This is a genomic window from Micromonospora sp. A202, from assembly GCF_006715105.1.
GTDB classification, from domain to species: domain Bacteria; phylum Actinomycetota; class Actinomycetes; order Mycobacteriales; family Micromonosporaceae; genus Micromonospora; species Micromonospora zamorensis.
Window position 1 is genome coordinate 2,810,136 of sequence record NZ_VFMP01000001.1, and the last position, 26,534, is coordinate 2,836,669.

Here is a 26,534-nt window from a genome sequence, read left to right on the forward strand (position 1 = left end):
TGGATGATCGGTTTGGTGGGGCAGGCCGTCGCGTACTTATTCTGGGCTACTAGGTACTGGCGGTGACCACAGCTCTTTGCCTAGGGGTTGCGAATTTGGTGTGGTGCCGGATGGCGGACTCCGGTCGGCTGGACAGGCGGGTGCAGCGGCATTGAGTCGGGTCCAGATAGAGTTGCGAGAAATCTGATAGCAATTATCGACGAATGTCAACACGTAAGGAGCGAGTCAGATGATCATCTGAGTGGGTTTGCCGTAATCGGCGGGCAGCGCAAGAAGCGCAAGTGTCGAATGTTGTTGCTTTGCCCAGGCATCTATGAATCCAAGGAGGGCTGGGCTGGCGTGTGTTGCTAGTTGAGGCATTTTCGAGATCAGTTGTCTAATTCCGAGTCGGCCGGCGCGTGCCTCATACAACTCCTTGAAAAGAGATCCATCCGTAACGGATTGTACCGCTGCCAGATGGTCACTGCTTTCGCCTTCTGCAAAGTACTGATAGAACTCGATCGCAGGAAGCCAGAGGATCGCCGAATGGAATAAACGCCCAGATCCGAGCGCCTTTTCTGCCGCTAACTCAAGGTCAGCTATGGCAGGGAGTGGCCCTTGCGTTACCGGTCTATCAATGTCATAAACGGGCGCTGGGACCTCTACCCACGGGGTCCGAGTAAAAGCTTCGACATGTCGCTCAATTATCGGAGACAGGTCACGTAATCCCTCACTGCCTAGCTGAATTATAGTGTCACTTGTGGCCATTTGCCAATTTCCGGTAGGAAGTCGTGGCATGGTGTACAATGCCCGAACTCCTATCTCGCCGAGCGCCCTGTCGATCCAAGCAGCTAGCTCGGGGTCGGTGCGCCTCCGCAGCGAGCTGGACATCGGCATCAGCGCGATTGGCTCAAGAAGCGAGACGTGTTTTGCAATCAGGTCCCCGATTGTTGAAGCGACGTCGTCCGCGCCATCACCTTTCGGCAGCTCAGCGACGTTGAAACTTAAGGACAGGAGGTTTAAGGCAGCGCTCGTCGACGTGACCGGATCGACTATTGCCGAGTCGAATACGGTGACGATTGACCTACATATATCCCGTGAGAACTCCGACACGCCTCGATCCAACACTTCGGGAAGGGCCCGCGGAGCAAAATTCAACTTATTGAAGACAAAGTCGAATTGTGTTGGAAATAGATCTGCCGAAGATCTGCCGAGGTCGTTTTTGCCCGCCAATTCGATCAGCCGTCTAACCACGGGAGTTCCTGGCGTCACAAAACCAAGCGACCTTGCAACAAATGAGAGATGTGTGTGCGCGTCGTGGCCGTCGTTTAGAAGCGTGTCAGCGGAATCTAGTACATAGCCGAGGAATCGGTCGGCACCGTCGGCGGCGTTGCGATCAAGGATTTGTATTGCAAGCTGACAAACCACCTCCCACTCGGTCTCCGCGATACGTTGGATGACCGTGTCGAAGACGCGTTGCGGTGAGCTGTCGCTTGACCGCACTAGATGTTCGGCTGAGAAGTACTCAAGAAAGGTTCGATGCGTAAATCCGAATCTCGGCTCGCTTCGAGTCGCTCCAACATCCGTCAGTACCCACGATCGACCGGTGCAAAAATCGATGAAGTCTTCTGCGTCTTGTAAGGCATCTTCCTGATTATCTCGCCGGCTACGGAAATAGTTGTTTGCAAGTTCACGAACAATTCGGTGTCGCGGCAAAGAGCCGCCGTGCTCGGTGACTGTGAGAAGTTCCCAAGCAAGGTGCTGGATTGCTGTCCGTATTTGCACCCCATACTGAATTTCCGATTTCACGCCTCGCATGCGATCCCATCGGTCGAAGAGCATTAGCGTGCATCTCTCGAAGACTTCAGGGCGATTCCGTGGGATGTATCGCTCAGTCGAGTACATACTACATAGGAGCGTAAGGGTAAGTGGATTGCGGCGCAGGTCTAGCACCAACCTACTGTCGGCAAGAAAGGACTTTCGTAATGTAGCAACGTCTGACGCGGCGACAGTCGGGTCTAGATCAAACCACTTACCTGCGAACTCGGAGACCTGGTTTTCATTGAACTGTTGGAGCCGGTAAAGCGTAAACAGCTTATCGCTGAGTGGTGCGGCGTCGTATCCGATCAGCCTTGACGTGGCGACGATCGGGACGAGCGGGTATCTGTGAACGAACCCCTCTATTAGCCGAACGACGCGCGTTCGGAGTGATGTGTCGGTCAGCTCGTCAAGTCCGTCGAAAATCACAATGGCTCGGCCATTTAGCAACAAATATTCAATTGCATGCGGAGGCGGCGTTAGGTTGTACGGATCCCTGCAGACGAATTCCAGGCATTCGGCAATGGTCTTGCCGCCGATCTCAAAATCTCGCACTAAGTCGCGTAGGATCAGTAAGAGTGGAGTTCTAGTATGAAGATCATGAGAATCTTCGGACAATTCCTGGGTGAGTTTTGCTACAATTGTGGACTTCCCGGCACCAGGGTCACCAAGAATTACAATTCTACGTGACGTAAGAATCTTTTCTCGCAGGGTCAGTTTGGGTGATTCAGTTTTCCACTGATCCAACTTCACATGGGCGATCTCTTCTATGGCGTCCAGCGCTGGCTCTACAAAAATGTTCTCTATGGGGACGGATCGGCTTACCCCTGCGTGCGGCAACTTTAACTCGCGATATAGCGCGCTGGATTGACGCCGTAGCTCATTATTGAAGTCCTCGATCGCCTCGATCGACGACAACTTTTTAAGCAAATCGCTATTTCGTATGGCAGCCGCGGTAACGGATCCCATGATTGCAAGATCAGTAATGCTTTGCTCGGTGGCCTCGAAGTTAAGTGTCTTCCATGCTTCGCTGCTAGCGAAGAGTAGCCCGGCTACAACTGCATCGGTCGCCAAGAACAGCTTCTCTTCGTCAATCTTAACGGCATGCTTCAGGCCGAACCTTACCTGTTCACGCAGGCTAGACAGTAGCTCGTCCGAAGGCTTTCCCGCGTGTTCAAGTATTCGTGCAGAATACGTCTGCAGGCCCAAGTCATCTATCGCTGGTGAGAGTAGGTAGTTCTTCAGTCTGGCCTTTTCTCGGCTATCAAGAACTTTTACTACTTCCTGGTAGCTATGATGCACCTGGAGTGCTCTCGCTCGTTCGCGCGCTGACGTGAGGCGATGCTGATGGAAGGACTTCTTGGCCGCATTGCTCATTATCCGGGCAGCGAGTCGAACGATGGTTTGTTCAATGACAGACACTATCAGGGTTCTCCCTTGCTGCCTGGTTATCCATTCGAAGGCGGGCGTGGCTTTTCATTCTTCGGATAAATCTGCCTGTGGCGCAGGTATGCTTGAGAACTTTGCACCCAAATCGGCCGACTGTAGCATGTATCTGATGACTCGACTGTCGTTGATCAGACAGGCGGATTGGCTGAGATGCGCAGAAGTTATCGCGGACTCCGCCCAGTCAGCTCGATGAGACTAGCGGAATTGATGCCACGAGGGACACCTGCCCTGCTGGAAAGGGAACGAGTCACGCGTCGGCTGCCTACATAAGCGTCGTCCACATCGACTCAGCCTTGACCTCACGCTTGAGCTGCGTGACTTGGACTCAGTCGGAGAGTAGGTTCGATGCCGAGGACGCTATCGGTAGTTCGTGAGGTAGGAGTGATGCGATGCCCCCGCGCGCCACCACAATCGTCGACCTGCGATTTGCCGGTGAACTGCGGCGGCTTCGGAAGGCGCGGGGCCTGTCCCTTCGGCAGCTCGCTGCCGCCGTTCAGTACGGCAAGAGTCTGATTTACCAGCTAGAAGCAGGACAGACTAAGCCGACTGTCGACGTCGTCACCCGACTCGACGAGGCTCTCGATGGGCACGGCGCCTTGGCCGGGTTGGTCGTCGATGCTCCTGCTGAGGATGACCCCTTGGCATACGCGGCGGAACACCCCCGCAGAGTCGATCGTGCTGCCGCCGAGGCGCTTGCCGGGCTTTTGGCCGGCTACCGCCGGCTGGAAGATGCTATCGGATCGGGTCCGATTATGGGCCCGGTCCGCGCCCACCTCGACACTGTGACCAGTCTAATGAAGGACGCTCCAGAAGATCTGCGGCCCAGGATCGTTGACGTCGGTGGGCAGTGGGCACAGTTCGCGGGCTGGTTGAGCGTTGCGCGAGGTAAGGAGCGAGCTGCAACGATATGGAACGCGAAGGCCTTGCAATGGGCTATGGAGGCCGGCAACACGGATCTGGTCGCGACCGTTATGTCCTTTCAGGGGCATCAGGCGGAGTTGCGGCACGATCTCCCGAACATGATCGAGCTTTCGCGGGAATCACGGCGGGACCAGTCGGTGAACGCAGCCCTACGCGCCTACTGCGCAGGGCAGGAGGCCAGGGGCCTAGCTATGGCCGGAGCAGCTAGCGCTGACGTACTCGCGCGGCTGTCGGAGGCGTCGGACCTTTCGGCTCAGGCGGCAGAGGAGCCGCTGTCCCCTTGGGGCTACTGGTACACGCCATCGTTTTTCGCTGTCCAGCAGGGCAGTGTCTGGCGTTATCTGGGTGCTGAGGACAGTCGCGCGAACGATCGGGCGCTTGAACTGCTGACGACCGGTGTCGCGGGCGTCAGCGAGGACGCCGGTGGCGCAGAGTGGCACGGCCGCAACCTGGTGCATCTCGCCGTCACTCAGGCGCAGGCCGGGGATGCGACGGCCGCCCGCGAAACCCTGGCGGCGGCAGACGCTATTGCGCTTGCTACGGCATCCCGAGAACTTGCCCGCCAGGTGACCGAGGCTGCTCACCACCTCCGACTGTCCGCTATGCCGTAACGGACGCGTTTCGCCTGGTCTACCACCGATCGTCGCGCAGACGATGACGGTGGGTGACGCCGCTGGTGGCAGTTCCGAAACCTGCGTCGCGCCCACGGTCCGGTGGAGGTGGGCATGCAAAGCGATGAGTTGACGAACGAGGGCGAGCAGTCCGAGGCGGCCGAGCGGGAGGCTGCCAAACAGCGTCTCCTCGCCCAGGCCGAGGCGGAGCGCGTACCCGTGGACGAAACGACCCGCGCGGTCCCGGACCGGCGGTGGCGGCGTGACCAGCGATGACCTCCCGATCGGCCGCCGCGTGGCCCGGTGGCGGGTGCGGCGGTCGATGACGCAGCAGATGCTCGCCGACCGGTTGCGCAGGTCGAAGAGCTGGGTGGACAAGATCGAGCGGGGTGCGCGCAGCCTGGACCGGTACTCGGTGATCCAGGAACTGGCCGACGTCCTGCGGGTCGACCCGGAGGTGCTGCTCGGCCAGCAGCGGTCGACGCCTGCCGGCCCGCCGGACGGGGTGGACGACATCCGGGCCGCGCTCGCCCGCTACGACATCCCGCAGGCCCCGGCCCAGACGATGGAGGACGTCAGGAGGCAGATCGGGTACGCCTGGTTGACCTACCAGCACGCGCACTACGGGCAGTTGGTGCGTGTGTTGCCGGGTCTGCTCGACGTCGCTCAGGGAGCGCGGTCGGCGGAGGTGCTGGTGCAGGCGTACCGGATCACCTCGTCCCTGCTGGTGAAGCTCGGCGAGGCAGACCTCGGGTGGCTGGCCGCCGACCGGGCGATGGCCGCCGCCGGCGACGACCCGATCCTGGCGGCAACGGCGGCCATCTCGGTAGCCCAGGCGCTGCGCGCGTCCAATCGCGACCGCCTGGCCCTGACCGCGACCCTCAGCGCCGCAAACCGCATCCTCCCGCCCACCCCCGACCCGACCCCGTCCCGCTCCGGTGATCATGAGGTTGGCGGGCCGGATGGAGATCGAACCACCCGCCAACCTCATGATCACGGGGGCGAGGGCCGGGGGTGGTCGGCGGGGGAGCGGGCCGTGGGTGGGACGTTGCTGGTGCAGGCCGCTCTGGCCGCCGCTGGCTGCGGCGACGCCCGCCGTGCCGACGAGCTGATCGACCGGGCCGCGGGGGTCGCCGCCAACCTTCGGGGGTACGACGACACGCGCCGCACCAGCTTCGGGCCGATCGTCGTCGACCTGACGCGGGTGTTGTCAGCGGCGCAACGGGGTGACGCCGACGAGGCACTGCAACGGCACGTGACGGTGGTGCGGCGGGAAGCGTGGCGGCGGTTGCCGGCCGAGTATCGGGGCGCGTACCTGGTTGATGTCGCGCGGGCGTACCTGCAGGTGGGTGACCTGCGTGGGGCTGCCCGCGCCCTGGTGGACGCGGACAGTGTCGCGCCGGCTGAGGTTCGGTGCCTGCCGTTGGCGCGTACGGTGATTGCCGAGATTGCCCGCGCGAACCCGGCGCCGGCCGGCGTGGCGCGACTGGCCACGCTCGTCGGCCTCACCCGCTGACCGAACCGTCCCTATCTGGGTGTGAGACCCACATCAGGATGTGGTGGGGCGGCTGTCGCCGAGACGAAACTGGCCGGGAGGTCGCAGCAGCCGTCCGGGACGGGCTCAAGCGAGTACCGACTCACCGCCGGGATAGGCGAACGACGCGCGCGGTGAGTAGAAGCCCCAGACGATCTCCAACGGAGCCGCCCGCCGCGCGGACAACAACGGATTGCCGACATTCAGTGAAGGGACCACCCGTCCGGGTGGTCCCTTCGCTGGTTGCTGCTGAGTGGCTAGACTTCAGGTTGGCAGTTCACCTGTGCTCTGCTGCGGCGGGCGCAGCCTCGGGAGGGTGTTCCAGCACCCTCTCGAGGGGCCGTCCCATCGGACGGCGCCTACTCGCAGAAGACCCGCACTGTGGCATCGGGGGAGTCCACCTCCACGGTCACCTCGTCGAGGTGCTCCACGAGCGCCTCCAACTGCTCGGGCTTGAGCTGCGTCAGGTCGATCGGCACACCCGAGTCGCTGAGTGAGGCGTTGGCCTTGACCAGGGCCTGCGGCGGGACAAGCGCCGCCAGCCGTACGCCAGCCCGCAGCAGTTGCAGTGGCACCCGCACGTTGACCCGCGACGGCTCGCCGTTGTCGGTGGCGTCCACCACCACCCGCAGGTACTTCACCTTGCCCTTCTGTCGGACGTCGTGACTCGTCGTCGCCGGTGCCTGATCCCGTTCGAGGGCGGCGATGAGCTGCTCCGCCTCCTCGGCGGTGATCTTGCCGGCGGCCAGCATGTCGAGGATGTCCTTGCGTTGTTCGGTCATTCGAACCTCTCCTATCGGATAGCCACGAGCACGGCCGTGCGGCCCTGCTCGATGTCGAAGCGGGCGCCGGGCAGCGCGGAGACGACGCGCCAGCCGGCGCCGAGTGCCCGCACCACACCGATGCGGAACACGACGCAGGCCACGATCGCCGCCAGCACGACCAGGACCACGACCGGGAAGAGCACGAGCACCACGGGAAGCACCGGAACCCAGACGCGGATGGGCCGGCGGTCCGGGCGGTTGACCTTCACGGTCACCAACTGCGGCATCACGACCGGCCGTCCAGCTCGGCCAACGCCTGCTGTGCGGTGATCTCACCGCGGCGCAGCCTGTCGATGATGTCGGCCCGCGACGGCGCCGGGTCGGTCTCGACGAAGTCGAGCATCTGCGTGATCCGGTTGAGTCGTGACTTGATCGTCGGGTAGCTCACCCCGAAGATGCGTTCCATCTCCTTGATCGAACCGTGGCAGCGCACGAACGCCGTGACGAAGACCTGATCCTCGATGTTGAGCTGAGCCAGTTGGGGTGGCTCGAACTCGCCCTCGATCGCGACGCCGTTGCTCGCCAGGCGCACCCGCTCGACGACGAACGGCTGCCCTCGCGTCAGGCTGGTGAGTTCCTGCCAGTCCATCGCCTGCTCTGTCATACACAATTTGTAGCTCTGAAATACTTAACTTACAAGAGTTTGATCTTAACTTTCTTAAGGTGGCGCCGCTCAGGGCGGTGGAGGTGAGCAACGGGATGCAACGGGCGGGGAGCGGGCCGTGGGCGGGACGCTGCTGCTCCAGGCCACTCTGGCCGCCGCCAGCTGCGGCGACGCCCGCCGCGCCGACGAGCTGACCGACTGGGCCGCGGGCGTCGCCACCAACCTTCGGGGGTACGACGACACGCACCGCACCAGCTTCGGGCCGATCGTCGTCGACCTGGCGCGGGTGCTGTCAGTGGCGCAACGGGGTGACGCCGACGAGGCGCTGCAACGGCACGTGGCGGTGATTCGGCGGGAGGCGTGGCGGCGGTTGCCGGCCGAGTATCGGGGCGCGTACCTGGTTGATGTCGCGCGGGCGTACCTCCAGATGGGTGACCTGCGCGGGGCCGCACGTGCCCTGGTGGACGCTGACAGTGTCGCGCCGGCCGAGGTCCGGTGCCGGCCGTTGGCGCGTACGGTGATCGCCGAGATCGCCCACGCGAACCCGGCGCCGGCTGGCGTGGCGCGACTGGCCACGCTGGTTGGCCTCGCCCGCTGACTGGCTGCGGCTTCGGGGGAGGGCCGACCAGGTCAGTGAGGGCATACTGCGTATGCTCTGCGGCCATGCGACCTGGCGATCGGGCGGTGGCGCTCGCCTCCGTGGTGGGCGGATTCCTGCTCGGCTTTCTCGACTTCTGCTGGATCAAGTGGCTGCCGTATCCCTTCGCGGAACTCGGCAACTCCACAGCGACCTGGGCGGTCGCTGCCTTCTTCTTCGGCTACTGCGTGCGGTCCGGGTGGCTGCGTTCGGCACTCGGTGCCGCCGTCCTGCTCGTCGTCGCGGTGCCCAGCTACTACCTGGCGGCGGCGCTCCTGCAGGGCGACGACCTCGCTGTGCTCTGGGCACCGTCGTCGCTGGTCTGGATGTTCTTTGGCGTGCTCGCCGGAGTGGTCTTCGGGACCGGCGGGACGTGGGCGCGTGGTGAGGGGTGGCGGCAGGTCGTCGGGGTCGCGCTGCCGGCTGCCGTGTTCTTCGAGGAGGCGGCCCGGTTCGCCGGCAAGGCGACCGACCCCGACCACGGGGCCGCCGTGTGGTGGAACGTGGGCATCGACGTTGCGCTGGGTCTGCTGATCGTGGTGCTGACCGGCGGGTCGCCCCGGCGGCGGGCCCTCGCCGTCGCGGTGGCCGTGCCGCTGGCCGGCGCGATCCTGGTGAGCTTCGCGGTGGTCGGCGGGACCGTCTCGTCCGCTGGTGCCTCAGTGCGGCAGGTTGATGCCCTGGCTGCGGGCGAACTCGCGGTGGGCGGTGACGACCGTGTCGATGAAGTAGGCGGCCATCTCGTCGGCGCGCAGCACCCGGGTCGTCTCGACAGTGAAGTTCTCGTCGCAGTAGTGCTTGGCTGAGCTGACGCCCGGCTGCGCCACGAGAGCGTCCCGGAGGAAGTCCACGGGCTCGTCACCGGGGTCGACGACGAACTTCACGCCGTCGCCGAAGCTCAACTCCCAGTGCAGCCCGTCGTCGGTGCCGACCCAGAGCTGCCGGCAGAGCGCGCCGCGGCTCTGGGCGAAGGCCTCCCGCATCGCGCTGTCGTCCGAGCAGATCGCCGGCAGGACGCTCGGGGTGCGGCCGATGGCGGCGGCGACCGGGGGGAAGCCGGCGAGTCGGTCGACTCGGTAGAAGATGTAGCCCGGGGTGTTGGTGGGGTCCTCGGACTCGACGCCCGGCACCGCGTACGCGGGTGATTCAGAGGTCATGCGTTCATGGTCCATCCTGGATCTCGGCGTCCGCCAGCAGGCGCAACCGCCGCAGGTTCGGCGCCGGCTGGCCTGGCGCGGCTGGCGACCCTCGTCGGGCGCACCCGCTCACGCTCGCCGGCCTCTAACGGGGGTGGCGCAGCCACGGCCGTGCACGACTTCCGTGTTTCGCGCTGCGGTTCCGTGGTGACGACCCGGGACGGAAGTCCGACGCTACGTGTCTGCTCGGTCACGGAGGGTCCAATCTAGAACCCGGCTCGCCGTACGGGCAGTCCGCACACAAAGGACAGTGGAGGTTCGGATGCTGAACATCGCCGAGGAACGGGACACCTATCCACCGGGCGGTCAGATCCCCAACCTGGAAACCGACGAGAATGCGTGCGCCGACATCCTGACCAGGATCGCGCCGCTCCTGCCCCTTGAGCTGCGACAGGAGGTGGTCAGCGCGATGGTGAACTGGTCGGCGAGCGCGCTGCGGCCCTCCCAGAACTTCGGAACGTGGGCCGAAGCCATCACCGCCGCGACGAGCTACGCCCGGCGCGAGATCGCGCGTGCCACCGACACCAGTCAACGGCATCGTGACCAGGCCGTCGGCAACGACGATCTGGCGAAGCTCGGCGCAGCGGTGGCGAGCACGGGACGGACCGACGACCGGCAGATCAAGTTGCGCGACGAGAGCCGCAGGTGGGCCAACTGCGGCATGGCCGCGTTCCAAATTCGGGAGCAGTTGCACAGCAAGGGCGGCGATCCCCAGCGCGTGTCGAACCGGACCTACGGGGCGGGGGAGGGCGACGCGCTCAGGCAGGCGCTGCTCGTCCGGCCGGCCAGCGCGGCAACCGTCCTGCTGCTCGACTGCCAGTTCCCGCAGGTGCACAACTTCGTCATCGAGGTGCACCACGGCGGGGCGCGCTACCTCGCCCAGGGCTACCAGGGCACCTACTTCGCCCACTGGTGGCTCGCGGTGAACGACAGCTACTCCGGAGAGCCCACCGGCCAAATTCTCGCCCTGCGCGAGCGGTACGGGATGGGCCGCGCGATCAGTGCGCAAGACTACGAGCGCATGCTCGACGGTCTGGTCGCGGCCATCTCGTCGGGCTGGCAGGAGACCGCGAACCAGTGGAAGACGTTGCCGTTCAACCCGGACCGGCAGGAGATCGACGGGATCCGCCACCGGTCCGGATCGCCGACGATCCTCGTGGAGGGGTTCGAGCTGCGCAGACCGGCGGTGGCTCGTGCGGCGCTCGGCGGTAACGGCGCAGCGTCGCTCAGCGAGCTGGCGACCCGAGGACTGACGGCCGGCTGACGGGAAGTTCCGGTCGGCGCAACGCCGGCCTGGTCGGGGTGCCGCCTCCCGCCGGGCACGATCCACTCGCCTTATGGAAGTCGGGGTGTTCCGGGTCCTCGGACACCCCGACTTCATGGAACCCGAGTTGATGTCGCCACCGACCCGAGCCGTCCGTTGGCCTCCAGGCGGGGCCACATGATTCCGAAAGGCTTCTTGCGAAAGCATGTCGATGGAGCGTATAAACGAAAGGAGTCTTTCGTTTAGGAGTGCTCATGGAGCTGAACGAGCCGGAACGCCGGCTGCGCGTCCGGGACGCGACCAAGCTGCGTGCACTTGCGCACCCGTTGCGCCTGCGGCTGCTGCGCTATCTGCTGGCCGCCGGCCCGAGGACCGCTGCGCAGTGCGCCGAGGCCCTGAACGACACCGGATCGAACTGCAGCTACCACCTGCATCAACTGGCCCGCCACGGCCTCATCGAGCGGGACCACTCCGACGGGACCAACCGCCGTGACCGGCCGTGGCGTGCCGCCGCCACCGGGCTCGAATTCCTCCCGGATCCCGATGATGCCGAGGGGCGGCAGCTCAACGAGGCGCTGACCGCCCTGGAATTCGACGAGGTGTTCCGATCGCTGCAGCGCTACCAGCATCAGCAGCACAAGCTGACCGACGAGTGGCAGGAGAGCGCCACCTTCCACAGCTACACGCTCTCGCTCAACCCGGAGGAACTACGGCACCTCGCGCTGACCCTGGACGCCGTCATCCGGCCGTACCTGCGTCCGTTGCGCAACGCGCCTCCGAGCGACGCCCGGGCCGTCACCCTCAACCTCCAGGCATACCCAACGCCTGAGTTCATCTAGATGGTGGCGCTGCTGCGACACCGCGGATTCGTCCTGATCTGGGCTGCCGGGCTCTTCTCCAGTGTGGCGAGCTGGCTTCTGCTCACCGGCCTGCCGATCTACGTGTTCGGGGTGACCGGCTCGGCGTTCACCACCTCCGCGGTCTTCTTCGTCGAGCTGCTGTGCGGCGTCACCCTGGGATCGTTCGCCGGTGCTCTCGCCGACCGATTCGACCGCTTCCGGCTCATGAGCTGTGTCGCCGTGCTGCAGACGGCGGTGGTGATTCCCCTGCTCGGTCAACCTGACCACCACCTGTGGGTCATCTCCCTGGTCGCCGGCGCCCAGGCGGTGCTCACCCAGACGTTCGACTCAGCCCGCAACGCCGCGTTGCCACGACTCGTCGAACCCGCGCACCTGGTGCGCGCCAACAGCGTGGTGGCGCTCAACGTCAGTGTGGGACGGCTCATCGGAGGTTCGCTGGGCGGTTTCGCGATCACCCGCGACGGCACCCGCTACCTGGCTGTCGGCAGCGCCGTGGCCTTCGTGATCACGGCAGCTCTGATCGCCGCCGGCCGTCGGGCCGCGCACCACCACGCAGCAGGACAGGCGACCCCGGACCGTACGTCGTCATTCCTCACCGAGTGGCGATCCGGCCTCAAGGCGATGCGACGCAACCGCGTCGTGCGGGTGACGCTTCTGAGCGTGGCAATCGGCGGCATCGCGCAGGGCCTGTTCGTGGTGCTCTTCGTCGTCTTCGTCAGTCGTGCGCTGGAAGCCGACGGCACCCTCACCGGTGTGCTGCGCGGCGTCCAGGCGATCGGTGGGGTGGCGGGCGGGCTCATCGTCGGCATGCTGGGCGCGCGGCTCAGTCCCCGGCTGCTGATGAGCCTCGGCGCGACCACGTTCGCCCTGATCAGCCTGGTCATCTGGAACGGGCCGGCGGTCACCCGTCAACCCGAGTGGTACATCCTGCTGTTCATCCTGGTCGGCGCGCCTGGGATCGCGTACGCCAGCGGAGCCTTCGCGCAGATCCAACAGAGCGTGCCCGACACCGAGCTGGGCCGGGCCTTCGGCGCCTACTTCGCGATCTACAACGCGTCGCAGGGGCTGGGCATGGCCGCCGCCGGCCTGCTCGGAGACGCGCTCAGCGTCGTGCTCGTGCTCAACGTGCAGGCCGTGCTGTATCTGGCGTCCGGTGCCGTCGCCTACGTGGGCCTGCGCTCCGTTCGGCGGCAGCGCCCCGCCGAACGGCAACGCGCCACCGTCGACGTCGGGTAGACCCCGGTCACTGGCCGCAAGCGGGTTCACCCGCAGCATCCACAGTGGGACTCCGGCTGCGGTTTGGTGTCGGCCGCTGGCGCGCCCGGATCACTCGAAGAACTTGATGCTGAACCCGGTGTCGGCTGTCGGGCCGGGCACGTTGGCGCGGCGGTAGGTGGTGTTGCCCCACCAGCAGAAGGTGCCCGTGTACCAGTGCCGGTTCGCCCAGGAGTACGCGGTGCCCTTGGGTACGCCGTGGTACATCAGCGGGAACCTCGGCCCGGCGGGCGGGCTCGTGGCGATGTCGCCGTTGAGCAGCACGAAGCTGTGGTGACCGGGCCCGTTGACGTACAGGGTGGGATCCCAGCCGGCCATCATGGTGGCCCGGTTCGAGCCGAACAGGCAGCCGTTCGACTTGTACCAGTCCCACACGTACGTGGGGTCGCCTCCGGCGCGCAGTCGCAGGTCGGCGAGGCAGTACTGGTCACTCCAGCTGCCGTTGGCGGAGTAGACGATGTGCAGCTGCCCGTTGGGGTCCCGGATCGCCTCGGGGGACTCGTTGATGAACGGGTTGCCGACGACGCGCTCCCAGCTCTCGCGTGGCTGGGAGATGACGTACCGGCTGCCGGTCGGCGTGAGCGGGTCACTCATCCGGCTGAGGTAGATGTTCTGCTCGATGTTGGTGTCGCCGGCCCAACCCGACCACACGAACCACCGCTGCCCGTTGAAGGTGAACAGGCTACCGTCGATGGCCCACTTGCCGCCGGGCAGCGCGAGCTGCCGCTCGGCCGTGTAGCCGCTGGCCGGCGATGCCGAGTGGATCGCGTACATGCGGTGGGCGGTGCCGCGCCCGGCCGAGAAGTAGATGTAGTAGCGGCCACCATCGGTGACGATCTCCGGGGCCCAGACCTCACCGAGGTTGCGGCTGTCCGTCCAGACCTGCCGCGCGGGTGCGGCGGCCAGCGCGTCGGGGGAGGCCGCCTGCCGGACGGCGATCCCGCCGTTGAGCGACTGGACGGAGATGTAGGTGGCACCGACGCGGATCACGCTCGGGTCGGCGGCTCGCAGGCTGGTCTGCCCGGCCGCCGCCGGCCCGGCACCGACCAGGGACAGGCCGGTGGCGAGCGCGGCGGCCAACAGGATGGAGAGGAGTCGCGGAAGGGTTCGGTTACCGACGTTCACGATCGGGATTCCTCTCCTCGAACTGAGCTGGCCGGGGGTTGGCCCCGGTCAGGTCGGATCCGGTCGTGCAGCCAGGGGGCGACAACGATCGATGCTCATAGATTAGGCCAGGAGTCGACGAGCCACAGCGTTGGTTGCCAGACCTGGCCGCTGCCGAGGCTGTGGGTCCCTGCCGCGAGCATCCCTGCGTTACCGTCTGGCCCCATGGACTCCGTGGACGTGGCCTTGGCCGTCGTATGCGCCGCCGCCAACCTAGCCATGGCCGCCGTTCTGCTCGTCAAAAGCCGTGGCGGCACGACTGTGCCCCGGATCTTCGGCCGCCCGCAGCACCTTCCACGCCTGCGGGCCGCCATGTACGCCTGCATCGGGCTGGGGTTGGGCGTGGGCTGGCTCGTCAAGGACGTCTTCCCGCCGCACTCCACGGGCGACACGGTGGTGTACAACGTGGTGAGGGTCCTGCTGGCGGCTGGTGTCATCACCGCACTGCTGAGCGCCTTCCGGTACCCGCGGTCCCTCAGTGACAAGGCCGCTCGCTAGGCGTTGGCCCGCTGTGGGCGTCAGCCACTCATCGCTGCGACGAATCGCGTTGAGCGTCGCGCGTCCATTCGGCGAAAGTCGAGAGGGAATGCCGAGGGCTCGCGCGTACTCCGGGCGGGCCGGCTGCCCGACCGTTCATCTGTTCGTGGGAGAGGCCGGCCCGCTCCGGCATCCCTGCGGCGACCGCCTCCTCCTCGGTCATGTCCGGGTCGATCATGGAGTTATGGTGCCCGTTTGCAGACGGGTCGCGGCTCTTGTCGCCCACCACAAGTCCATGATCGACGGGCGCGGGCGGCTCAGCTGGTGCGGTCGGGTACGGCACAGCCGTCCGGGGTGCACACGTCACCGGTGCCGGCAAGGGTCGGCAGTGGTTGCGGCGTGGGATGGCTCTCGGCCCACGCCTTGGCGATGACCGCGAGCAGGTCGTCGATGCCGATCGCTCCGGGAACGGCGAAGCGGCCGTCGAACACGAGGAAGGGCGCGCCTCGCGCCCCGAGGCGTTCTGCCTCGCGCTGGTCGGTCGCCACCCGGGCCTGGTAGCGGCGGCTGCGCAGGGCCTCAGCGGCGTCGGCGCGGTCCAGGCCCACCTCGGCGGCGAAGTCGAGGACCTCCTCGGCGGTCCACAGCTTGCGGGCCTGCCCGAAGTGCGCGCGGAACATCGCCGTCCAGATCTCGGCGCCGCGGCTCTGGTCGGTCGCGTACGCGAGCAGTTCGTGGGCCAGGTCAGTCGGCCCGAGCGTGCGATCCACCGCGTGGTAGGGAGTCAGGCCCTCTGCCTCGGCGGCCCGTTCGATGGGCCGCAGGACCCGGTCGACGGTCGTCGCGGGGGCCCCGGCCATCGTGATCAACTCTCGTTGACTGACGCCCTCGCGGGGCAGGTCGGGGTGGAGCTGGAAGGACCGGTGGACCACCTGCACCTGATCGCCGTACGGGAACCGGTCCAGGGCCTGGTGGAGCCGGTGGTCCATCAGCCCGCAGTACGGGCAGACGATGTCCGACCAGAACTCGATCTTCATGGCACTCCTCCTCTATTCTCACTTCTTGTTCGTAACGCCATCATGCATGAGAATTGGAAGGCCACAAAAGGTACATTCATGTTCGTGGCAAGGGGCTGACGGAGAGGTGGCAGGGGATGAGCGCAGGGGATCTTCGGCGCAGGCGCACCAACGTCCGGGCTAACGTCCGGGCGGCTCCGGGGCCCTGTGCGCACTGGAACGACGAGGATGCCGACTTCATTCGCGAGGTCCTGGACCTCGTCGGCGACAAATGGAGTGTGCTGATCATCGGCACGCTCGCCGACGGGCCGGTCCGCTACTCGGATCTGGGTGACGCGATCCCCGGCATCTCGCAGCGCATGCTGACGCTGACCTTGAAGCACCTCCAGCGCACCGGCCTCGTCACCCGGACCTCGTACCCCGAGGTTCCGCCCCGCGTCGAGTACGCCCTCACCGAGCTGGGCAGGTCACTGCTCTCCACCGTCCTGGCCCTGGCCGCCTGGTCGGCCGACCATCATGCCGAGATCCGCCGCCACCAGACGACGTACGACAACGGCAACACGGACTGACGCTGGTCGATCATGGAGTTGTGGCGCCCGTCCGGGGATGAATTGTGGCTTTTGCGGACCACCACATCTCCATGATCGACCGGGCTCGGGGCCTCATTGAGCCGCCCGACGCCGGGTGAGCGCGTCGCGTACGGCGAAGACGACCAGTGCGAGCGGCACGAAGACCCACAGTTGAAGAACGGTGTAGCGGCGCAGGTCCCGGTCGATGTCGACGCCGGTCAGTTCGGCGTCGAGGGCGCCGGGCCTCGTCAGTGCGATCGCGTGGATGGACAGCGGCGCGTAGTTGAGCCCCGCGCCGGTCAACCACAGGCCGATCGCCCGGCTGCCGAGGCTGCTCGACGACGCCAGCAACCAGATGCCCAGCGCCACCATGGCAACCACGCCGACCAGGAACTCGGTCAGGATGATGCGCTGTCGGCGGGCGGTGCCTCGGGTGCCGTGCATGTCGACGGCCGCCAGGCGACGAACGTTCATCGAACGATGATGCCACCGGCGGGCAGATCACCGGGCCTCGCTCGCGCGCCCGCCTGTACGTCAGAGCACGGGTTGGTGGCAGGACGCGGTTCGGCCGGTCTTGAGTTCGCGGTAGCCGAAAGCTCGTCCTAGGCGCAGAGCTGCGCGTGGAGCGTGTCGTAGACCCACTGTTCCCAGCGATCTTGGGTCCAGGCTCGTTCGCGGACGAACAGCAGGTACAACTGCGGGCTCAGTAGGCCGAAGAGCAGGTCGGCAGCGTGCTCGACGGACAGGTCGGCCTTGGCGCCGGGCTTGGCCACGAGGCTGCGCGCCGCGACGGTCTGGACTTCGAGTCGCGGATCGGCGTCCTGCGGCCACATGCTGGCCAGACTCGGATCCTGCGCGCCGGCGGCGCTTAGTACGTCCATGATCGGCGCGACCCGCTGGAGCACCTCGCAGGTGCCTCGCACGTGTGCCCGCAAATGCGCCTCGGCAGTGTCGGTCGCGAGGGCGTCGAGGAACCAGGTCCGCTGCATCGTGGAGATCGGCTCGTCGTCGCCGGCGATGGTGACGTCAACCAGCTCCTTGAGCAGCGAGGGCTTGTTGCCGAAGGCGAAGTAGATGGTCTGTACGGCGACGTCGCCGCGCTCGGCGATGCCTTGCAGCGTCGTGGCTCCGTAGCCCTGAGCGACGAACAGTTCGTAGGCGGCCTGGAGGATCCGTCGCCGGGTCTGCCGGGACTTCTCGCCTTTCTTGCCGGTGCTCTTGACCCGTTGCATACCTGTACCTTAACACTAGAGTTAAGCTCTAGAGAACGACTCTAAAGAAGAGGTGCGGAGATGGCTCTCATCCGGACGACACGATTCACGGCCGACCCCGCTGACGCCGACGCGGTGCTGGAGCGGCGCACGAAGCTCATCGAAGCGATCCGGGCGGCATTCGCCGGTCCGACCGAGACCCGACTGATCCGCGTCGACGAGCGGACCTGGGTGGACATGTGGCGGTGGGACTCGCCCGAGGCCCTGCAAGCGGCCCTCACCGGAGCGCCGAGCCTGCCCGAGGCCGCCGCGGCGTTCGCCGTCGCCCGTGATGTCAGCGCGGAGCAGGGCGAGCTGGTCGACGAGGACGGCTGGACCCGATGACGAACTCCAGCGACCTGGCCGTCGAAGCTACGGGCCTGGTAAAGACGTTCGGCGCGACCCGAGCCGTGGACGGTATCGACCTGAGCATCCCCGCGGGCTCGGTGTACGGGTTTCTCGGTCCCAACGGCGCCGGCAAGACGACCACGATCCGCATGCTGGCCACGCTGTTGCGCCCCGACGCGGGTAGCGCGCGGGTGTTCGGCCACGACGTGGTCAGCCACGCCGCTGCGGTACGTGACCGGATCAGCCTGACCGGCCAGTACGCCTCGCTCGACCATGGGCTCACCGCACGGGAAAACCTCGTCCTCCTCGGTCGGCTGCACGGCCACTCCCGTGCTGGTACGGCAGCCCGGGCCGAGGAGCTGCTGAACGCCTTCTCTCTGACCGAGGTGGCCGACCGTCTGGTCGAGACGTACTCCGGCGGCATTCGGCGCCGGTTGGACATCGCCGCCGGGCTCATCGTGACCCCCGACCTGCTGTTCTTGGACGAGCCCACCACCGGGCTGGACCCGCGCAGCCGCAACGACGTGTGGAACGTGATCCGGGTCCTCGTCGCCGAGGGCGCCACGGTCCTGTTGACCACCCAGTACCTCGACGAGGCGGACCAACTCGCCGACCGCATCGCCGTCATCGACCACGGCACCCTCATCGCCCAGGGCACCAGCAGCCAACTCAAGGCATCGGTCGGAGGTGGCACCCTGCACGTCCGTCTGGCCGAACCTGACGACTGGGCCGCCGCCGAACGGTTGCTGACCCAGGCGTTGCACGGGCCTGTGGCGCTCGGCTCCGATCCAGCCGCCGTGACCGCACAGGTGCCGGAAAGCGGGCCGGCCGCCGCCGCGGCAGCGGTGCACGCGCTGGCCGAGCTGTCGCGAGCCCGGGTCGAGGTCACCGAATTCACCCTCGGACAGCCCAGTCTGGACGAGGTGTTCCTCGCCCTGACCGGCCGTCCGGTCACTGTGGACGCTGCCCGGAAGGAGAAGACCGCATGACCACGGTCGACAGTGTCACCGGCGCCCGACGGTCCGGGGCGGTGCTCGCCACCCGCCCGCGACCGTCCCGGCCCAGCACCCTGACCGCCAGCCTGGCGTTCACCCGACGCGCTCTGCTGAAGATCAGGCGCACCCCCGTCCAGATCTTCGACATCGCCGTCCACCCGGTCGTGTTCACCCTGATGTTCACGTACCTGTTCGGCGGCGCGGTCGGCGGATCGACCGGCGCGTACGTCGGCTACCTGGTCCCGGGGATCCTCGTGATGACACTGCTGGTGACCACCGGCACCACCGGCGCCGCGCTCAGTATCGACCTCGCCAGCGGCGCGTTCGACCGGTACCGCACGCTGTCGATCCGACCCGCCGCACCACTCATCGGGGCAATGCTCAGCGACACCGTACGGTACGCGCTCGCCTCGGCGGTGGTCGTTGGGCTCGGTCTCGCACTGGGGTTCCGCCCACACGGCAACGTCCTCGGTGTGGTGGCCGCGGTGCTGCTTGTCGTCACCTTCAGCGTCAGCCTGTCCTGGGTGTGGACAACGCTGGCGCTGCTCATGAAGTCACCCGGCGCCGCGCTCGGCGTGACCCAGGCGCTGCTGTACCCGCTGTCGCTGTTCAGTAACATCTTCGTCGACCCGGCCACGCTGCCTGGATGGCTGCAAGCCTTTGTCGATGTCAACCCGGTCACCCACCTGGTGACCGCCGCCCGAGAGCTGATGGCCGGCGGCACACCCGGCCCCCAGCTCGCCTGGATCCTGATCGCCTGCACGGTGCTGACGGCGGTCTTCGCGCCGCTGTCGGTGCGCCTGCTCCGCAGCAGCTGACGACACATCACGGCACCGAGGGGTGCTGGCCGCACCCCTCGGCCGCCGACTCGAAGGAGGCAAGATGATCGACACGACAGCCGCTGAGCAGCGCTGGCTGAGCACCCTCTGGCCCTTCGTGCAAGCTCACCTGCCACCGGCACCATCCCATGTGGTGGAGATCGGATGCGGCCCGACCGGCGGCTTCGTCCCGGCCATGCGGGAGCACGGCTATGACGCCGTGGGCGTGGATCCAGCCGCACCGCCCGAGCCTGGCTTCCATCAGACGGAGTTCGAAAACCACGAGGGGACCCGCCCGGCCGACGCGATCGTGGCCTGTGCCTCGCTGCACCACGTCAGTGACCTCGACCGGGCACTCGACCGAGCCGCGGCGGCCCTCGCGCCGGGCGGCGTGCTCATCATCATCGAGTGGTCGTACGAGAAGTTCGACGAGGCAACCGCACGATGGAGCTTCGACCGGTTGCCCGACAACGGCGAGCACGGCTGGCTGCACCACCACCGGGAGCTGTGGCTCGCGTCTGGGCAACCCTGGCATACCTACCTCGATGACTGGGCCGAACGCGAGGGCCTGCACAACGGCCACGCCATCGTCCAAGCGCTCCAGGCCCGGTTTCACACCCGGCTGCTCACCGAGGCCCCCTATCTCTTCCCCGACTTGTACCCCAGTTCGGTAACCCACGAGCGGGCAGCCGCACACCGCGGCGAGATCCAAGCCACCGGCATCCGTTACATCGGAGTCAAGCCGTGACGGTCGCCGCGCCGCCCGCATTCGGCGCAGTGAACTGGGTGACGAGGAAGTCGAGCCGCACGTCCTGGCCCTCTGGGGGGATGCGGCCGGTCTCCGACAGGACGGCCATGCCGTGCAACGCGCTCCAGGTGACCTCGGCGATCAGTTCGCGGCGCTCGTCGTCCGGGTCGAAGCACCTGACGAACTCGTCGAAGCCCGCCCGCAGGGGAGCCGGTGTCTCGGGGCTGGCGAACCTCAGGTCGGTGGGCAGGACGAACATGGCCTGGTAGAGGGCGGGTCGTTCGGTGGCGAAATCCAGGTAGGCGCGGCAGACGGCACGCAGGGCCTGCCCCGGCTCAGGGGCGGCCAGTCGCGCGCGGCGCAGGTGGGCGGCGAGTTCGCCGAAGCCGTCGATGGCGACGGCGCTCACGATCGCTTCCTTGCCGTTGAAGTGGCTGTAGAGCACCGGCTGGCTGTATTCGACGCGTTCGGCCAGGCGTCGCGTCGTCACCGCCTCCCAGCCCTCGGTCTCCGCGAGTTCGCGCGCGGCCGTGACGATCAGTTGGTGACGGTGGGCGCGTTCGCGTTCGCGGCGCTCGTTGATGCCGGACATGACTGCATCCTAGCAACGCTTGACTTCCTGTCGAAGCTAGATCTAGCGTTGCTAGCACAACTAGCGCCGGCAACAATCGCTGCGGGCGCTGCCGTCAACAGGGGAGACAACCCATGCTCACCACCGTCGCCACCGTGCTCGCCGCACTGATCGGCGTAGGCATCATCGTCATCGGCGCGCGCGTCTTCTGGGCGCCGCAGGCCGCAACCGGCTTCGGCATCCCCGGCACGCCGACCGACGACCGGGCGTTTCAGGCCTGGCTGACCGTCAAGGGCGTGCGCGACATCGCGTCGGGGCTCTTCATCTTCGTCCTGATCATCGGAGCGACGTCGGACCTGTTGGGTTGGTTCATGCTGGCCGCCACCCTCATACCCACCGGCGACGCGCTGATCGTGCTGCGCAGCAAGGGCCCAAAGGCGATCGCGTACGGCGTCCACGCGAGCACCGCCCTGGTGATGCTGGCGATCAGCGTGCTCCTGCTCGTCGGCTGAGCGCGAGCCGGCCGAGCGGTCACAACTGGGCGACGACCACAGTGGTGGCCTGGGCGATGAGCGCGTCGTCGGGGGTGGCGTCCAACTTGTCGCGGCTGGACAGCACGGCGACGACGATCGGGGCACGATCGGGCGGCCAGATCACCGCGATGTCGTTGCGGGTGCCGTACCCTCCGGTCCCGGTCTTGTCCCCGACCACCCAGCCGGCGGGCACCCCGGCGCGGACCAGCGCCGCGCCGGTGGTGTTGCCCTTCAGCCAGCCGAGCAGCACGTCGCGGTCCGCGGGCGTCAGGGCATCCCCCACTGTGTACGCCCGGAGGTCGCCCGCCAGAGCCCGCGCCGTGCTGGTGTCCCGCCGGTCGCCCGGCGTCGCCTCGTTGAGGGCGGTCTCATAGCGGGCCGGGTCGGTGACCGTGTCGCCGATCCCGCGCAGCTTCTTCTCGAACCCCTGCGGGCCACCGAGGTGACGCAGCAGCAGGTTGCCGGCCGTGTTGTCGCTGTAGCGCACGGCGGCGTCGGCGAGAGCACGCAGGCTCATGCCCTCGGCGACGTGCTTCTCGGTGATCGGTGCGTGCGACACCAGGTCCTGCGCCGAATAGCGCACCACCCGGTCCAGCTCGGGGTCGGTGGTGCCGTCCAGCACCTCGGCGGCGGCCAACGCCTTCCACGTCGAGGCGTACGCGAACCGCTCGTCGGGTCGGTGTTCCACAGTGCGGCCGGTGCCCGTGTCGACGGCGTAGATCCCCAGTCGCGCCTGGAACGTCTTCTCCAGCCGCTGGAACTCCTGCTCGGCGGCCGGCGACGGGGAGGCCGTCACCTCGGGGCTGGCCGTCACCTCGGGGCTCGGCGTCGTGCGCGCCTCGGGTGCGTCGCCGGTGCCGCACCCCGCCAGCGACACCACCGTCGACGCCGTCGCCACGACGGCCGCCAGACGTCGGACAGACATCGTCATCGTCGTTCCTCCTCCTGCGCCGCCGACCCGGGCAGAATCTCGACGTACCCGTCGCTGCCGTGCACCCGGATCCGCTGCCCGTCGCGGATCAGCCGGGTGGCGTCGAGCACGCTCACGACAGCCGGCAGACCATACTCCCGTGCGATCACCGCGCCGTGCGTCATCAACCCGCCGACCTCCGTCACCAGGCCGGCGATGCCGACGAACAGCGGCGTCCAGCTGGGGTCCGTGTGTGTCGTGACGAGGATGTCACCCGCTTCGAGATCAGCCTGTGCCATGTCGAGGATGACGCGGGCGCGTCCTTCGACCGTCCCGGCGGACACCGGCACACCGATCAGGGCGCCGGCCGGCACGTCGTCGCGTCGATAGGCACCGGTGATGACCTCGCCGTCCGAGGTCAGCACCCGGGGAGGCGTGAGCGCCTGGTACGACCGGAACGCGTCCCTGCGCTGCCGGATCAGCTCGTCGTCCACCTGGTGCGAGCGCACGACCTCGTGGAACTCCTGGAACGTGAGGTGGAAGACGTCTTCGGTCTCGGTGAGCACACCGGCCCGCACGAGGCGCTCGGCCTCGCCCAGCAGGGCCTGCTTGTAGACGAAGTAGCGGCTGACGATGCCGTACTTCGGGTACTCCCGATAACCGATGAAGGTCCGTACCCGGTCGATCATCCGCTCGGTCTCGTCGGCCTTCTGCTGCCCGTCCGGCAGCGCCCGCAGGCGCGTCAACACCTCCTGCGCCTTCTGCCGCGCCTGCCGTTGCCCCTGCTCGAAGCGCCGCCTGGCGGCGCCCGGCTCGAACAGCCGGACGTTGTCGAGGATCACGGGCACGAGCGTGCTGGGGCGTTCGCTCCACCGCGGCCTGGTGATGTCGATCTCGCCGACGCAGCGCATGCCGTACCGGTCGAGGTACGCCTCGATGGCGTCGCGCGCCTCGGCCCCGCCCGCGAGTTTCGGCAGCTCGTCGAGGAAGCCGTCGTCCTCGACGCCCCGCAGGAACGCCACCACCTCCGGATGCGGACGGATCACGTCGGCGACGTCGAGCAGGGCCAGGCCCATCTCCGACGTGATGTTGCCGGGGGCGGACAGGGTGAGGATGTCCGCGGCGTTCTTCTCGCCCAGCCACTCGTACAGCCGGTCGTTGAGCCACCAGGTGGCCTCCATGCCAGCCATGATCGCCTGCATGTTCAGCGGCTCACCCAGGATCCGCTTGTGCTCCTGGAACGCCTCCAGCAGGAAGTCGAACAGCGCCGTACCGGTCACCGTCGCGATGTCGCGCCGCAACGCGGCGATGGACGCCTCGCTGCGCCCGATCAGCTCGGTCACGATGGCCGGGTCGGTCTCGATCGGTGCGGACGCGCCGCCGGTCGTCGGCCTGCCGGGACCACCGTCGTCCGGGACCGTCGGAATGAAGTCCGGGCGATCGAGCAGCGTTTCCAACGCGTCGCGCATCAGCGGATCTGACTTGCCCGCCATCTCCAGGAAGCCGGCGCGGCTCGCGGGTGAGGCAAGCACCCGGGTGGCGTCGACGAACAACCTCCCGCCGGCCTCCAGCATCGGGGCCATGGCCGTCAACTGCCACATCGAGAGCCCCAGCGGCCTCATCGCGTCGGTCATCATCTGCTGGTGACCGACCGACAGGTAGACGTGGTTCTCCTGGTCAGCGGCCGCGGGAATGGGGAACAACGTGGTGATCGGCCGGCTCTGCACGATCTGGAAGTCGTCGTCGACCAGGCACCATTCGATGTCCTGTGGACGGCCGAAATGCGCCTCGATCCGGCGCCCGAGACGCACCAGCCGCACGACCTGCTCCTCGGTCAGTGCCGGCTGCTCCTGCCGCTGCCTGTCGATCGCCACTTCCCGCGTACCGCCGCCCGGCAGAGCAGCGACGGCACGGTGTTTGGCGGCAACCGCCCCGGTGACGACCTCTCCGTCGCGCACCGTGAAGACGTCCGGGTTCACCAGGCCGGACACCAGGGCCTCGCCGAGCCCGAAGCTGGCGTCCACGGTCGCGACCTTCCGGTTGCCCGAGACCGGGTCGGCCGTGAACAGGATTCCGGCCGCATCCGGAAAAACCATCTGCTGTACGACGACAGCCATGTGGACCGCGCGGTGGTCGATGCCGTTGCGCAGGCGGTAGATGACAGCCCGCTCGGTGAACAGCGACGCCCAGCATCGGCTGACGTGCCGCAGGACCGCCTCCGGCCCCATCACGTTCAGGTAGGTGTCCTGCTGGCCCGCGAAGGAAGCCGTGGGAGTGTCCTCTGCCGTCGCGCTGGACCGCACAGCGTAGGCGGCCTCGTCGCCGAACCGGGCGAGCGCGCTGGTGATCGTGGCCGCCAGGTCGGCCGGAATCGCGGTCTCCTCGATGCTCCGGCGGATCTCCGCGCTGAGCGTGCCGATCGCCTCCCGGTCGTCCGGGCCCAGGCGCGACAGCTGGTCGAGCCGGTCGTCGATCGACGGCGCCTCCGCCATGACCCGCCGGAAGGCGGCCGTCGTCACGCAGAACCCGGCCGGCACGCGGACGCCGTCGATCCGCGACAGCCCGCCCAGGTGCGCGGCCTTGCCACCGACGACCCCGACCTGCGTCTCGTCAACCTCCCGAAGATCCAACACCGGTGCGAGGTCACTGCGGTCCCCGTCCATCGACAACACACCCACGTCATGCCCCCCGTTACGTCCTGATGCTGGTCCGGCCGCAGATTCTGCGCCAGGACCGGGGTCTTGCCGCAAGCCCCCAGGTGCGATATACGTTAGAAGTGGCAGGGAGAGTTATCTCCTTGCCTTTGCTTTTTGTCGCCCAGGGCGGTGCGGTGACCCGCCTGGCCGCCGCACACCCCCGTCCGGCCTAGAGTCGCCAGCATGCGGATCCGGATCGACGGCAGCGACCTCCCGGGGCGGCGCGCCGGTGCGGAGGCCGACGCACTGCGGCTGGGCAACGTGCACGTCGGGGTCCAGCGCAAGGCCGAGGTGGTCGAGTTGGTGGCGGCCGACGCGGCGACGGCAACCTGGTGTTTCGAGGTGTCCAGCCGCGAGATCGACGGGATGCTCGACGTCGGCGGCCCCTGGGTGCACGGGCGGCCGGGAGCGCGGTTCCTGTATCTGAGCTGGGGAGCGGTGACCGAGGACGGCTTCGCGATGTTCCGGCGAGCGAAGCTGATGTTCACCGACATCCCGACCGAGCTGCTGCGCGCCGCACACGAGGGCAACGTGACACTCGTCGGCCAGGTCGGGTTGACCGATGCCGCGGGCGGACCACTGTCCGCGCGCGTCCGACCTCCCGGTGTCGCCTGGATGGTGGAGTGACCCTGTCCTACTGCCGCCGTACCCGTCTGCCGTGGCGCGACCGACGGCGCGGGTCGGTGTCGTCCGCCGACCAGCCAGCGCCGCACTCCGGGTGACCCGCAGGGCGCCCGTCGGCCGCCTTGACCTTGACACAGTGGCAAGGTCTTCAGTGGGGTCCGGGAGGTGGTCCCGATGACCAGGCCCGAAAAGGACACGAACACCATGCGGGCGCTCCAGGCGCTGGAGAACGCCGACCCGTCGGTGCGGCTGCGCGCGGCGCTGGCGGTCGGCACGGCCCCGGACCCACTGTTCGTCGACACCCTCGTCGAGCGGTGCGCCATCGAGCCCGAGTTCTCCGTACGCGAGATGCTCACCTGGGCACTGATCCGCCACCCAACCGCACTGACCGTACCGAAGCTCACCGACCAACTCCGCTCGGAGCGTACGCAGGCCCGGAGCCAGGCGTTGCACACGTTGTCCAAGATCGGCGATCGGCGGGCCTGGCCGGCGCTGACGCGGGCGCTGCTGACCGACCCGGACGACGAGGTGGCGCGAAGCGCCTGGCGAGCGGCGGTCGTCCTCGTGCCGCCGGGTGAGGAGCCCGAGTTGGCCGGCGTGTTGGCGACACAGCTCGGGCGCGGCAGGCGGGACACGCGGTTGAGTCTCAGCCGGGCGCTGGTCGCGCTCGGTGCGGTGACCATGCCGATCCTGCGCGCCGCGATGACGGATCTCGACCCGCACGTACGCGCGCACGCGATCGCGACGGAACGGCTGGCGCGGGACCCGGATGCCGGTGTCGAGTTCGCGATCGAGGAGGCGAAGCGCGTGGTGGCCCTCGGCGCGATCGGTGAGAAGGGATGA

At 67.2% G+C, this 26,534-nt stretch carries 29 protein-coding genes; 17 read left to right on the top strand and 12 right to left on the bottom strand.

Annotated features, from left to right (window positions below):
* Positions 1–225 precede the first annotated feature (225 nt).
* Positions 226–3,219 carry an NACHT domain-containing NTPase gene (locus tag FBZ33_RS12975; RefSeq protein ID WP_141909236.1) on the bottom strand — a complete coding sequence of 998 codons (2,994 nt, stop codon included), beginning with the start codon at positions 3,217–3,219 and terminating at the stop codon, positions 226–228.
* Between the two features lie 416 nt (positions 3,220–3,635).
* Here FBZ33_RS12975 and FBZ33_RS12980 point away from each other — a divergent pair, with 416 nt between their 5' ends.
* The 3 genes from FBZ33_RS12980 to FBZ33_RS12985 all read left to right on the top strand — a co-directional run bounded on the left by FBZ33_RS12980 (position 3,636) and on the right by FBZ33_RS12985 (position 6,294).
* Positions 3,636–4,778 (top strand): helix-turn-helix transcriptional regulator, encoded by a 1,143-nt coding sequence (locus FBZ33_RS12980; RefSeq protein ID WP_141909237.1) that lies wholly within the window; start codon positions 3,636–3,638, stop codon positions 4,776–4,778.
* A gap of 114 nt (positions 4,779–4,892) precedes the next feature.
* The gene (locus FBZ33_RS32750; protein ID WP_185755286.1) at positions 4,893–5,054 is read left to right on the top strand and encodes a hypothetical protein; all 162 of its coding nucleotides are present in this window, start codon (positions 4,893–4,895) and stop codon (positions 5,052–5,054) included.
* Entirely contained in the window at positions 5,041–6,294 is a 1,254-nt protein-coding gene (locus tag FBZ33_RS12985; protein ID WP_141909238.1) for a helix-turn-helix domain-containing protein, read from the top strand. Before FBZ33_RS32750 ends, FBZ33_RS12985 begins: the two co-directional genes overlap by 14 nt.
* Before the next feature lie 377 nt (positions 6,295–6,671).
* Here FBZ33_RS12985 and FBZ33_RS12990 read toward each other — a convergent pair whose 3' ends face one another.
* Genes FBZ33_RS12990 through FBZ33_RS13000 form a run of 3 tightly spaced genes read right to left on the bottom strand, consistent with a single transcriptional unit; the run spans position 6,672 to position 7,740 of the window.
* On the bottom strand, positions 6,672–7,094 hold the full coding sequence (locus FBZ33_RS12990) for a hypothetical protein (protein ID WP_141909239.1): 423 nt from the start codon (positions 7,092–7,094) through the stop codon (positions 6,672–6,674).
* Between the two features lie 11 nt (positions 7,095–7,105).
* Positions 7,106–7,363, bottom strand: coding sequence for a hypothetical protein (locus FBZ33_RS12995; protein WP_099853055.1), 258 nt, complete (start codon positions 7,361–7,363; stop codon positions 7,106–7,108).
* Complete coding sequence (locus FBZ33_RS13000; protein ID WP_197699635.1) at positions 7,363–7,740, bottom strand: DUF2089 domain-containing protein; 378 nt, start codon at positions 7,738–7,740, stop codon at positions 7,363–7,365. Before FBZ33_RS13000 ends, FBZ33_RS12995 begins: the two co-directional genes overlap by 1 nt.
* A 118-nt stretch (positions 7,741–7,858) precedes the next feature.
* On the opposite strand from FBZ33_RS13000, the gene FBZ33_RS13005 reads away from it, so the two are divergent.
* From FBZ33_RS13005 to FBZ33_RS13030, 5 genes are all read left to right on the top strand, one after another.
* A complete protein-coding gene (locus FBZ33_RS13005) occupies positions 7,859–8,338 on the top strand; it encodes a hypothetical protein (RefSeq protein WP_255508838.1) in 480 nt (159 codons plus the stop codon).
* Positions 8,339–8,403: 65 nt separating this feature from the next.
* A complete protein-coding gene (locus FBZ33_RS13010; RefSeq protein ID WP_221629462.1) occupies positions 8,404–9,183 on the top strand; it encodes a DUF6518 family protein in 780 nt (259 codons plus the stop codon).
* A 652-nt stretch (positions 9,184–9,835) separates the two neighbouring features.
* Positions 9,836–10,837 carry a hypothetical protein gene (locus FBZ33_RS13020; RefSeq protein ID WP_141909241.1) on the top strand — a complete coding sequence of 334 codons (1,002 nt, stop codon included), beginning with the start codon at positions 9,836–9,838 and terminating at the stop codon, positions 10,835–10,837.
* Positions 10,838–11,091: 254 nt separating this feature from the next.
* Positions 11,092–11,676: a winged helix-turn-helix domain-containing protein gene (locus FBZ33_RS13025; protein WP_141909242.1), complete on the top strand. Its 585-nt coding sequence runs from the start codon at positions 11,092–11,094 to the stop codon at positions 11,674–11,676.
* Positions 11,677–12,933 (top strand): MFS transporter, encoded by a 1,257-nt coding sequence (locus FBZ33_RS13030; RefSeq protein WP_141909243.1) that lies wholly within the window; start codon positions 11,677–11,679, stop codon positions 12,931–12,933.
* Positions 12,934–13,023: 90 nt separating this feature from the next.
* On the opposite strand, the gene FBZ33_RS13035 is transcribed toward FBZ33_RS13030, so the two are convergent.
* The gene (locus FBZ33_RS13035) at positions 13,024–14,097 is read right to left on the bottom strand and encodes a glycoside hydrolase family 43 protein (protein WP_221629463.1); all 1,074 of its coding nucleotides are present in this window, start codon (positions 14,095–14,097) and stop codon (positions 13,024–13,026) included.
* 204 nt (positions 14,098–14,301) lie between these two features.
* Between FBZ33_RS13035 and FBZ33_RS13040 the strand changes: the two genes are divergently transcribed.
* On the top strand, positions 14,302–14,634 hold the full coding sequence (locus FBZ33_RS13040) for a hypothetical protein (protein ID WP_141909245.1): 333 nt from the start codon (positions 14,302–14,304) through the stop codon (positions 14,632–14,634).
* A 28-nt stretch (positions 14,635–14,662) separates the two neighbouring features.
* Here the strand turns inward: FBZ33_RS13040 and FBZ33_RS13045 are convergent, their stop codons facing one another.
* Positions 14,663–14,851 carry a hypothetical protein gene (locus FBZ33_RS13045; RefSeq protein ID WP_141909246.1) on the bottom strand — a complete coding sequence of 63 codons (189 nt, stop codon included), beginning with the start codon at positions 14,849–14,851 and terminating at the stop codon, positions 14,663–14,665.
* A 79-nt stretch (positions 14,852–14,930) separates the two neighbouring features.
* Complete coding sequence (locus FBZ33_RS13050; RefSeq protein WP_141909247.1) at positions 14,931–15,650, bottom strand: DsbA family protein; 720 nt, start codon at positions 15,648–15,650, stop codon at positions 14,931–14,933.
* Positions 15,651–15,766: 116 nt separating this feature from the next.
* Between FBZ33_RS13050 and FBZ33_RS13055 the strand changes: the two genes are divergently transcribed.
* Positions 15,767–16,198, top strand: a complete 432-nt coding sequence (locus FBZ33_RS13055; RefSeq protein WP_141909248.1) for a helix-turn-helix domain-containing protein — start codon at positions 15,767–15,769, stop codon at positions 16,196–16,198.
* Positions 16,199–16,291: 93 nt separating this feature from the next.
* Here the strand turns inward: FBZ33_RS13055 and FBZ33_RS13060 are convergent, their stop codons facing one another.
* On the bottom strand, positions 16,292–16,672 hold the full coding sequence (locus tag FBZ33_RS13060) for a hypothetical protein (protein ID WP_141909249.1): 381 nt from the start codon (positions 16,670–16,672) through the stop codon (positions 16,292–16,294).
* A gap of 128 nt (positions 16,673–16,800) precedes the next feature.
* Entirely contained in the window at positions 16,801–17,430 is a 630-nt protein-coding gene (locus FBZ33_RS13065; RefSeq protein ID WP_141909250.1) for a TetR/AcrR family transcriptional regulator, read from the bottom strand.
* Between the two features lie 60 nt (positions 17,431–17,490).
* Here FBZ33_RS13065 and FBZ33_RS13070 point away from each other — a divergent pair, with 60 nt between their 5' ends.
* From FBZ33_RS13070 to FBZ33_RS13085, 4 genes are all read left to right on the top strand, one after another.
* Positions 17,491–17,793, top strand: a complete 303-nt coding sequence (locus tag FBZ33_RS13070; protein WP_141909251.1) for an antibiotic biosynthesis monooxygenase — start codon at positions 17,491–17,493, stop codon at positions 17,791–17,793.
* The gene (locus tag FBZ33_RS13075) at positions 17,790–18,785 is read left to right on the top strand and encodes an ATP-binding cassette domain-containing protein (RefSeq protein WP_141909252.1); all 996 of its coding nucleotides are present in this window, start codon (positions 17,790–17,792) and stop codon (positions 18,783–18,785) included. The genes FBZ33_RS13070 and FBZ33_RS13075 overlap by 4 nt, the downstream gene beginning before the upstream one ends.
* Positions 18,782–19,609, top strand: a complete 828-nt coding sequence (locus FBZ33_RS13080; protein WP_141909253.1) for an ABC transporter permease — start codon at positions 18,782–18,784, stop codon at positions 19,607–19,609. The genes FBZ33_RS13075 and FBZ33_RS13080 overlap by 4 nt, the downstream gene beginning before the upstream one ends.
* Positions 19,610–19,673: 64 nt before the next feature.
* Positions 19,674–20,357: a bifunctional 2-polyprenyl-6-hydroxyphenol methylase/3-demethylubiquinol 3-O-methyltransferase UbiG gene (locus tag FBZ33_RS13085; protein WP_141909254.1), complete on the top strand. Its 684-nt coding sequence runs from the start codon at positions 19,674–19,676 to the stop codon at positions 20,355–20,357.
* Here the strand turns inward: FBZ33_RS13085 and FBZ33_RS13090 are convergent.
* Positions 20,347–20,949, bottom strand: coding sequence for a TetR/AcrR family transcriptional regulator (locus tag FBZ33_RS13090; RefSeq protein WP_141909255.1), 603 nt, complete (start codon positions 20,947–20,949; stop codon positions 20,347–20,349). The genes FBZ33_RS13085 and FBZ33_RS13090 overlap by 11 nt on opposite strands.
* 134 nt (positions 20,950–21,083) lie before the next feature.
* Here FBZ33_RS13090 and FBZ33_RS13095 point away from each other — a divergent pair, with 134 nt between their 5' ends.
* Positions 21,084–21,440, top strand: a complete 357-nt coding sequence (locus FBZ33_RS13095; protein ID WP_255508840.1) for a DUF4267 domain-containing protein — start codon at positions 21,084–21,086, stop codon at positions 21,438–21,440.
* Positions 21,441–21,459: 19 nt separating this feature from the next.
* Here FBZ33_RS13095 and bla read toward each other — a convergent pair whose 3' ends face one another.
* Positions 21,460–22,392: a class A beta-lactamase gene (bla, locus tag FBZ33_RS13100; protein ID WP_141909257.1), complete on the bottom strand. Its 933-nt coding sequence runs from the start codon at positions 22,390–22,392 to the stop codon at positions 21,460–21,462.
* On the bottom strand, positions 22,389–25,034 hold the full coding sequence (gene rph, locus FBZ33_RS13105; protein WP_141909258.1) for a rifamycin-inactivating phosphotransferase: 2,646 nt from the start codon (positions 25,032–25,034) through the stop codon (positions 22,389–22,391). Before rph ends, bla begins: the two co-directional genes overlap by 4 nt.
* Before the next feature lie 216 nt (positions 25,035–25,250).
* On the opposite strand from rph, the gene FBZ33_RS13110 reads away from it, so the two are divergent.
* Together FBZ33_RS13110 and FBZ33_RS13115 are read left to right on the top strand one after the other, a co-directional pair.
* Entirely contained in the window at positions 25,251–25,694 is a 444-nt protein-coding gene (locus FBZ33_RS13110) for a DUF5990 family protein (protein ID WP_141909259.1), read from the top strand.
* Between the two features lie 171 nt (positions 25,695–25,865).
* The gene (locus tag FBZ33_RS13115; RefSeq protein ID WP_141909260.1) at positions 25,866–26,534 is read left to right on the top strand and encodes a HEAT repeat domain-containing protein; all 669 of its coding nucleotides are present in this window, start codon (positions 25,866–25,868) and stop codon (positions 26,532–26,534) included.

Bases quoted from the DNA above. Each gene is read 5' to 3' on its own strand.
- FBZ33_RS13115 (WP_141909260.1), top strand. From the start codon at position 25,866: ATGACCAGGCCCGAAAAGGACACGAACACCATGCGGGCGCTCCAGGCG.
- FBZ33_RS13075 (WP_141909252.1), top strand. From the start codon at position 17,790: ATGACGAACTCCAGCGACCTGGCCGTCGAAGCTACGGGCCTGGTAAAG.
- FBZ33_RS13090 (WP_141909255.1), bottom strand. From the start codon at position 20,949: ATGTCCGGCATCAACGAGCGCCGCGAACGCGAACGCGCCCACCGTCAC.
- FBZ33_RS13000 (WP_197699635.1), bottom strand. From the start codon at position 7,740: ATGACAGAGCAGGCGATGGACTGGCAGGAACTCACCAGCCTGACGCGA.
- FBZ33_RS13040 (WP_141909245.1), top strand. From the start codon at position 14,302: ATGGACTCCGTGGACGTGGCCTTGGCCGTCGTATGCGCCGCCGCCAAC.
- FBZ33_RS13045 (WP_141909246.1), bottom strand. From the start codon at position 14,851: ATGATCGACCCGGACATGACCGAGGAGGAGGCGGTCGCCGCAGGGATG.
- FBZ33_RS13065 (WP_141909250.1), bottom strand. From the start codon at position 17,430: ATGCAACGGGTCAAGAGCACCGGCAAGAAAGGCGAGAAGTCCCGGCAG.
- FBZ33_RS12995 (WP_099853055.1), bottom strand. From the start codon at position 7,363: ATGCCGCAGTTGGTGACCGTGAAGGTCAACCGCCCGGACCGCCGGCCC.
- FBZ33_RS13070 (WP_141909251.1), top strand. From the start codon at position 17,491: ATGGCTCTCATCCGGACGACACGATTCACGGCCGACCCCGCTGACGCC.
- FBZ33_RS13010 (WP_221629462.1), top strand. From the start codon at position 8,404: ATGCGACCTGGCGATCGGGCGGTGGCGCTCGCCTCCGTGGTGGGCGGA.
- FBZ33_RS32750 (WP_185755286.1), top strand. From the start codon at position 4,893: ATGCAAAGCGATGAGTTGACGAACGAGGGCGAGCAGTCCGAGGCGGCC.
- FBZ33_RS13080 (WP_141909253.1), top strand. From the start codon at position 18,782: ATGACCACGGTCGACAGTGTCACCGGCGCCCGACGGTCCGGGGCGGTG.
- FBZ33_RS13055 (WP_141909248.1), top strand. From the start codon at position 15,767: ATGAGCGCAGGGGATCTTCGGCGCAGGCGCACCAACGTCCGGGCTAAC.
- FBZ33_RS12990 (WP_141909239.1), bottom strand. From the start codon at position 7,094: ATGACCGAACAACGCAAGGACATCCTCGACATGCTGGCCGCCGGCAAG.
- FBZ33_RS13085 (WP_141909254.1), top strand. From the start codon at position 19,674: ATGATCGACACGACAGCCGCTGAGCAGCGCTGGCTGAGCACCCTCTGG.
- FBZ33_RS13110 (WP_141909259.1), top strand. From the start codon at position 25,251: ATGCGGATCCGGATCGACGGCAGCGACCTCCCGGGGCGGCGCGCCGGT.
- FBZ33_RS13020 (WP_141909241.1), top strand. From the start codon at position 9,836: ATGCTGAACATCGCCGAGGAACGGGACACCTATCCACCGGGCGGTCAG.
- FBZ33_RS13060 (WP_141909249.1), bottom strand. From the start codon at position 16,672: ATGAACGTTCGTCGCCTGGCGGCCGTCGACATGCACGGCACCCGAGGC.
- FBZ33_RS13025 (WP_141909242.1), top strand. From the start codon at position 11,092: ATGGAGCTGAACGAGCCGGAACGCCGGCTGCGCGTCCGGGACGCGACC.
- FBZ33_RS13030 (WP_141909243.1), top strand. From the start codon at position 11,677: ATGGTGGCGCTGCTGCGACACCGCGGATTCGTCCTGATCTGGGCTGCC.
- bla (WP_141909257.1), bottom strand. From the start codon at position 22,392: ATGACGATGTCTGTCCGACGTCTGGCGGCCGTCGTGGCGACGGCGTCG.
- FBZ33_RS12980 (WP_141909237.1), top strand. From the start codon at position 3,636: ATGCCCCCGCGCGCCACCACAATCGTCGACCTGCGATTTGCCGGTGAA.
- FBZ33_RS13050 (WP_141909247.1), bottom strand. From the start codon at position 15,650: ATGAAGATCGAGTTCTGGTCGGACATCGTCTGCCCGTACTGCGGGCTG.
- rph (WP_141909258.1), bottom strand. From the start codon at position 25,034: ATGGACGGGGACCGCAGTGACCTCGCACCGGTGTTGGATCTTCGGGAG.